At 72.5% G+C, this 6,794-nt stretch carries 4 protein-coding genes; all 4 read left to right on the forward strand.

Going from position 1 to position 6,794, the window contains the following annotated elements:
* Window positions 1–235: 235 nt before the first annotated feature.
* The 4 genes from SSBG_RS10175 to SSBG_RS10190 all read left to right on the forward strand — a co-directional run bounded on the left by SSBG_RS10175 (window position 236) and on the right by SSBG_RS10190 (window position 6,567).
* Window positions 236–991, forward strand: a complete 756-nt coding sequence (locus SSBG_RS10175) for a TIGR03089 family protein (RefSeq protein WP_037869411.1) — start codon at window positions 236–238, stop codon at window positions 989–991.
* Window positions 992–1,252: 261 nt separating this feature from the next.
* Window positions 1,253–2,497: an LCP family protein gene (locus SSBG_RS10180; protein ID WP_037869413.1), complete on the forward strand. Its 1,245-nt coding sequence runs from the start codon at window positions 1,253–1,255 to the stop codon at window positions 2,495–2,497.
* A gap of 700 nt (window positions 2,498–3,197) precedes the next feature.
* Complete coding sequence (locus SSBG_RS10185) at window positions 3,198–4,601, forward strand: LCP family protein (protein WP_234010459.1); 1,404 nt, start codon at window positions 3,198–3,200, stop codon at window positions 4,599–4,601.
* A gap of 217 nt (window positions 4,602–4,818) precedes the next feature.
* On the forward strand, window positions 4,819–6,567 hold the full coding sequence (locus tag SSBG_RS10190; RefSeq protein ID WP_234010460.1) for an LCP family protein: 1,749 nt from the start codon (window positions 4,819–4,821) through the stop codon (window positions 6,565–6,567).
* Window positions 6,568–6,794 lie beyond the last annotated feature (227 nt).

The following is a 6,794-nucleotide window of genomic DNA, read 5'->3' on the forward strand; positions in this document are numbered from 1 at the left end:
CCCGGGGGTGCCGGGGTGGGCGGTGGCCGGGGCGGCGAGCGGCAGGGTGAGGACGGCCGCGCAGGCGACACCTATCGAGGAGGAGCGAAATGTACGCATATTGACGATATTGGGGACTCCTTCGGGTGCTGTCCACGGGAGTTGAGGGCGTGTCGGCCACCCCGGTGACGGCGTGGCGGTTCCGCGCGGACCCGGCGGGCGGGAGCGGCCGGGCGGCGCGCGTAGCCTGGGGCGCGTGACCGCTCTCGACCGCACCCCCGCCGACCTGCTGCGTTCCGCGCTCGCCACGGACCCGGCCCGCCCCCTCGTCACCTACTACGACGACGCGACCGGCGAACGCGTGGAACTCTCGGTCGCCACCTTCGCCAATTGGGTGGCCAAGACCTCGAACCTGATCCAGGGCGAGCTGTCGCTGAGCCCCGGCGACCGGCTCGCGCTGCACCTGCCCGCGCACTGGCAGACCGCCGTCTGGCTCCTCGCAGCCTCCTCCACCGGCCTCCTCGTGGACCTAGGCGGCGACCCGGCGAAGGCGGATCTCGTCGTCACGGGCCCCGGCACGCTGGAGGCGGCACGCGCCTGCACGGGCGAGCGCGTCGCGCTGGCGCTGCGCCCGCTCGGCGCCCGCTTTCCCGTGCCACCGGAGGGCTTCCTCGACTACGCGGTCGAGGTCCCGTCCCAGGGCGACCGCTTCGCGCCCTTCGCCCCCGTGGACCCGGAGGAGCCGGCGCTCCTGGTCGCGGGCGAGGAACTGACGAGCACCCAGCTCGTGGAGCGGGCGCGGGGCGACGCGGAGCGGCTGGGCGTGGGGCCGGGCGAGCGGCTGCTGAGCGGGCTCGGCCTCGCCGACTGGCCGGGACTGGCGGCCGGGCTCTACGCGCCGCTCGCCGTCGGCGCCTCCGTCGTCCTCGTCCGCCACGCGGACCGGCTGGCACCGGAGGCCCTGGAACGGCGCGTGACGGACGAGCGCGTGACGGCGGTCGCCACGAGCTGACCCGGAGAGCGGCGGAGGGGCGCGGGTGACGACGGCCTGGCGTGGCGGGCGACGGGCCGGCTGGCCGGGCGACGGGCCGGCGGGTCGCCTCGGGCGAGGCGGCGAGGGACGGGCGCCCGCCTCGCCCGTCACCGCGGACCGGCCCCTCCCGCTCCCCCGCGGCCCCGGCACCACCCGTCTGCCCCCTCGCCGCGCGCGCTCGCACCCCGCAGGCCGCATCGTCGTAGTCGCGGATACGCGACACCGAGCGGCGGAGGTCCTGTGAACATCGCGCACGTCCTCCGTCAGCACTGGGTGCGCTGGGCCGCCTTCGGGCTCGCCGTGCTGCTGCTCGTCCTCACCGCCGTCGTCTGGGGTTTCTACCGCAAGCTCGACCGGAACATCACGGAGGACACCTCGGCGGCGGCCGAGCTGCGCAAGTACGACCGCGACCGGCCCTCGGCCGTCGCGAAGGGCGCGCAGAACATCCTCCTCATCGGCTCCGACTCGCGGGCGGGCAAGAACAAGGAGTACGGGCGCGACGGCGGCACGCAGCGCTCGGACACCACGATTTTGCTGCACGTCTCGCGCGACCGGAAGCACGCGACCGCCGTCTCGGTGCCGCGCGACCTCATGGTCACGATCCCCTCCTGCCGGGGCGCGGACGGCACGCGCTCCGAGGAGCGGTCGGCGCAGTTCAACTGGGCGTTCGAGCGCGGCGGCACCGCCTGCACCGTGCGGACGGTCGAGAAGATGACGAACGTGCGGATCGACCACTACATCGTGGTCGACTTCGAGGGCTTCAAGAAGATGGTGGACGCGGTCGGCGGGGTCAAGGTGTGCGTCGAGCGGCCCATCGACGACAAGGACGCCCACCTCAAGCTCGCCGCCGGGGACCAGAAGCTCGACGGCGAGGAGGCGCTCGGGTACGTACGGGTGCGCAAGACGCTCGGGGACGGCTCGGACACCGACCGGATCGACCGCCAGCAGAAGTTCCTCGCCGCGCTCGTGTCGAAGATGAGCGGCGGCGACGTCCTCTACAACCCGGCGAAGCTCTACCCGGTGCTCGACGCGGCGACCTCGGCGCTCACCACCGATCCCGGCCTCGCGAGCCTGCGCGACCTCTACGGGCTCGTCCGCGAGGTGCGCTCCGTCCCGACCGACGACGTCCGCTTCCTGACGGTGCCGCGCGAGGCGTACGCCGCCGACCCGAACCGGGACCAACTGGTACAGCCCGACGCGGAACGCCTCTTCGCGCAGTTGCGCAAGGATTCACCGGTCAGAGTGGACCCGGACCCGAGCGCCACGCCCTCGCCGAGCGGGCGCGCGAGCGGCAGACCGGACCGGACCGAGGCGGGCGGCGAGGGCGCCGAGGCCACCGGGGAACGGGACCGGGCGGGGACGGACGGCACGGGAGCGGGCACGTTTCGTGACGCAGCGGGCACGCGACGTGACACCGTCGGCACCGGGAACGAGGGCCGCTACCGGGGGACGACCGCCGCCGACGCCGGCTGCTCGGGCGCCTGAGTGAGCGCGCTGTCGGCGGACTGTGCGCCTCTCGGCCCCGTCAAGTAAAGGAATGACCGTCCAGAGTTCAATCACTTCCATAATTGCCATGGAATGCCCGCTTGTAAGGGAAGTGGAATGTGTCACCGCCGTCGTCGCGTGGGGCGGTGGGCGGCTAGTGTGAGCGTCCCGGTGGCCGCGACCGTACGTATCGCGGCGCGTCACCGACTGACCCGAGTGCCTCCCGCCGCGTCTCCACCCCACCTGGAGGGCGGGTCGGCGCCGCGTGCCCCGTGACGGAGGATTTGGACAACCGTGGACGCGCAAGGCCGTGGGCGGGGGGAAGAATTCGACCCCGCAGACCAGTGGGTACTCAATCCGCAGACCGGCGAATACGAACTGCGATGCGGCGGCTCCGCTGAGCAGCCGCAGCAGCCGACGGGGTCCGGATCCGGGACCTGGGACCACGTGGACGGCTCCGCGCGCCCCCGCAGGACCGGCGGGTACGGCGCCGGGCCCCGCGTGCCCGAGCAGGGCGGCTCCCCGGACACCGCGAGCGCGCCCCGTCCCGGCGGCCGCGCGGCCGCGCGGCAGGAGGCCGCCGCCACAGGCCGCGCCGCGGCCCGCAAGCAGGCCCCCGGGCGGGGCCGCCTCGCGCAAGGCCCGCAAGGGCGGCGGCAAGAAGAAGGCCCTGCTGTGGACGGCGGGCGGGATCGGCTTCGTGCTCATCGCGGTGGCGGGTACCGGGTACGCGTACTACCAGCACCTCAACGGCAACATCGACAAGGTCGACATCGGGGACGCGGGGAGCAAGGAAGCCGCTCCCAAGGGGCCGATCAACATCCTGGTCATCGGCACCGACAAGCGCACCGGCAAGGGCAACGAGGGGTACGGGGACAAAGGCAGCCCCGGGCACGCGGACACCAACATCCTGCTGCACGTCTCCGCCGACCGCACCAACGCGACCGGCCTGAGCATCCCCCGCGACCTCATCACGGACATCCCGGACTGCCTGACCAAGCTGGAGGACGGCTCCACCAAGACGATCCCGGGCACGCAGAACGTCCGCTTCAACACGAGCCTCGGGCAGTCCGACCGCGACCCGGGCTGCACGATGCGCACGGTGACGAAGCTGACCGGCCTCAAGGTCGACCACTTCATGATGGCCGACTTCAACGCGGTCAAGAACCTGACGACGGCCGTCAACGGCGTCGAGGTGTGCCTCGCGAAGGACGTCGACGACCCCGACTCGCACCTCAAGCTCTCGGCCGGGACGCACAAGGTGCAGGGCGAGCAGGCGCTCGCCTTCGTCCGCACCCGGCACAGCTTCGGCAACCAGGGCGACCTGGACCGCATCAAGGTGCAGCAGCAGTTCCTCGGTTCGCTCGCCCGTCAGCTCAAGTCCGAGGACACGCTGACGAGTCCGAAGAAGCTCTACAAGGTCGCCGAGGCCGCGACCGACGCGCTGACGGTGGACTCCGGGATCGGCAGCATCACGAAACTGATGTCGCTGGCCAAGGAGTTGCGGCACATCGACCCGAAGAACATCACCTTCGCGACGCTCCCCGTGGTGGACAACCCGGCCGAGAAGGTCCACGCGACGGTGGTGCTCCAGCCGGCCGAGGCCGAGCCGCTCTTCGCGATGATGAAGGACGACGTCTCGCTCACCGAGGTCAACAGCCGGAAGAAGGCCGCCGAGAGCGAGAAGAAGAAGGCCGAGGAGGCGCGGCTCAAGGGCACCATGTCCGAGGCGTCCGACATCCGCGTCGAGGTCTTCAACGGCGGCGCCGCCACCGGGATGGCACAGGCCCAGCTCACCTGGCTCCAGACCAACCAGGGCGTCACGAAGTCGAGTCAGCAGGGCGACGCGCCGAAGCAGAAGGGCACGACGCTGGAGTACGCGGCCGACCAGGCCCCGCAGGCGCGCAAGCTCGCCGCGATCATGGGGCTGCCGGGGTCCGCGCTCAAGCCCGGCGAGAGCATCGAGAACGACCAGGGGCTGCCGGCGATGAAGCTGGTGCTCGGCCCGGACTTCAAGGGTCCCGGCATCTCCGTGACGGCGCCCAAGCAGGCGCCGAAGAGCGTCGCGCGACAGGAGGCGGACAAGAAGGTCTGCGCGTCCTGATCGGACCGGGCGCGGTGGGGAAGAAGAGAGCGGGCGGGAGGCGAGGAAGCCTCCCGCCCGGCATGTCACCTGGATCGCGCGCCGCGCGGCACAACGTTTCACGACGTTCGTACGTCTGAGTTCGCGGGTCCGAGGGTGGGGGCCGCGGGCCAGGCACCAAGGGTGCGGGACAGCACGAGGGGTGCCGGACAGGCACGGGGCGGGAAGGCGGGACGAGATGACGGGTGACACGGCGAGCGGCAAGCTCCCGGGGCCTGGCCGGGGGGAATCCGTACGGGACGGGGAGCGGGCGACCGGGCCCGCGCCGGACACCGCCTCCGGCGAGGCCGGGTCCGAGCCGGACCCGGACGGCATACCCGGACCGCCCGCCGCGCCCGGACCCACGACGCCCGGACCCACGGCGGAGGACGCCGGGGCGGAGGCCACCGGCGCGCAGGCCACCGGCCGGGCGGCCGGTGCCGCAGCGCCCCGCAAGCGGCGCCGGGCGCGGCGGGTGCTGGCCTGGTCCGCGTTCTCGCTCGCGGTGCTCGTCGCCGGGACGGCGACGGCCGGTTACCTCTACTACCAGCACCTCAACGACAACATCGTGAAGGCCCCGCTCACCCAGGTGGCCAAGGAGAAGCGCCCGCCCGCCCCGACGCCGAACACGGCCGGGCAGACGCCGCTGAACATCCTCGTGATCGGCTCGGACAGCCGGAACACGAAGGAGAACCTGAAACTCGGCGGCGCGAAGAGCTCGGTGGGCGCCAAGCCGCTCGCCGACGTGCAGATGCTCGTCCACGTCTCGGCCGACCGGAGCAACATGTCGGTCGTGAGTATGCCGCGCGACACCCTGCTCAAGCTCCCCGAGTGCGAGGACCCCGAGAGCGGCGAGGTCTACCGGGCCACGGCGAACCGGCGGATGACGAACGAGACCCTCGGGCGCGGCGGCCCCGGCTGCACCGTCGCCACCTGGGAGGAGACCACCGGCATCCACATCGACCACTTCATGATGGTCGACTTCTCCGGGGTCGTCTCGATGGCCGACGCGGTCGGCGGCGTGCCCGTCTGCGTGGACCGCAACATCTACTCGCACACCTCCGCCGGCAAGGGCTCGGGCCTGCGCCTGGAGGAGGGCACGCACGACGTCAAGGGCAAGCAGGCCCTCCAGTGGCTGCGCACCCGCTACGGCTTCGGCGACGGCACCGACATCGGGCGCGCCCAGGCCCAGCACATGTACATGAGCGCCATGGTGCGGCGACTGCGCGAGAACGCGACGCTCGCCAACCCCGGCAAGCTGCGCTCCCTCGCCGAGGCCGCGACGAAGGCGCTCACCGTGGACGAGGGCCTCGGCAGCGTCAAGAAGATCTACGACCTCAGCAACGACCTGCGCGCGGTCCCCCCGGAGCGCATCACGCTGACAACGATGCCGTTCGTGTACGAAGGGGCCCGCGTCGCGCCGAAGGCCGGGGACGCGGAGCAGCTGTGGCGGCTCGTGCGCGAGGACATCGCGCTCGACGGCAAGGACAAGAAGAAAAAGAAGGTCAAGGACATCAGCGACCAGGCCGCCGCGCCCGGCGAGGTGAAGGTGTCGGTGCGCAACGCCACGGCGACCGGCCAGCTCGCCCTCGTCCCCGAGCGGGCGGGCGCGATCGCGCAGCAGCTCCTCGGCAAGGACTTCGCGCGGGCCACCGCCGACCAGACGCACACGGGCAGCGAGGACAAGACGGAGGTGCGCTACCCGGGCGGGGACGCCGAGGCCGACGCGCAGTCCGTCGCGAAGGCCCTCAAGATCCCGCTGCGCCGCGTCAAGGAGAGCGCGGACGTCACGGAGGTGACCGTCGTCATCGGCGGGGACTGGCGCGAGGGCACACGCTTCCCGAAGAAGGACGACGAGGACGACGACACGCTGCCCAAGTCGGCCCAGGCGCTCAACGGCGCCGACGACTCGGCCTGCATGAAGGTGGACCCGGCGTACTCGTGGTGAGGGCCCGCTCCCCCCGGGAGGCGTGAGGACGGCCGGGGGCGGGGCCCGGCGGGGAGGTCTGCCGCCAAAGGGGGGACCTGGGGCGCGGCGCATCGGCCAGTGCGGCGGTACGACAGTCATACCGGCTTACGGTCTGGCTCATCCCGTCCCGCCGTGCCGCCCGCGCGGCAGTGTTCCCCCGTGCGGAGGTACCGTGCCCGCCCCGTCCCCCACCCCCGCGCCCCCGC

This window comes from Streptomyces sp. SPB074 (genome assembly GCF_000154905.1).
Lineage (GTDB): Bacteria > Actinomycetota > Actinomycetes > Streptomycetales > Streptomycetaceae > Streptomyces.

Bases quoted from the DNA above. Each gene is read 5' to 3' on its own strand.
- SSBG_RS10190 (WP_234010460.1), top strand. From the start codon at position 4,819: ATGACGGGTGACACGGCGAGCGGCAAGCTCCCGGGGCCTGGCCGGGGG.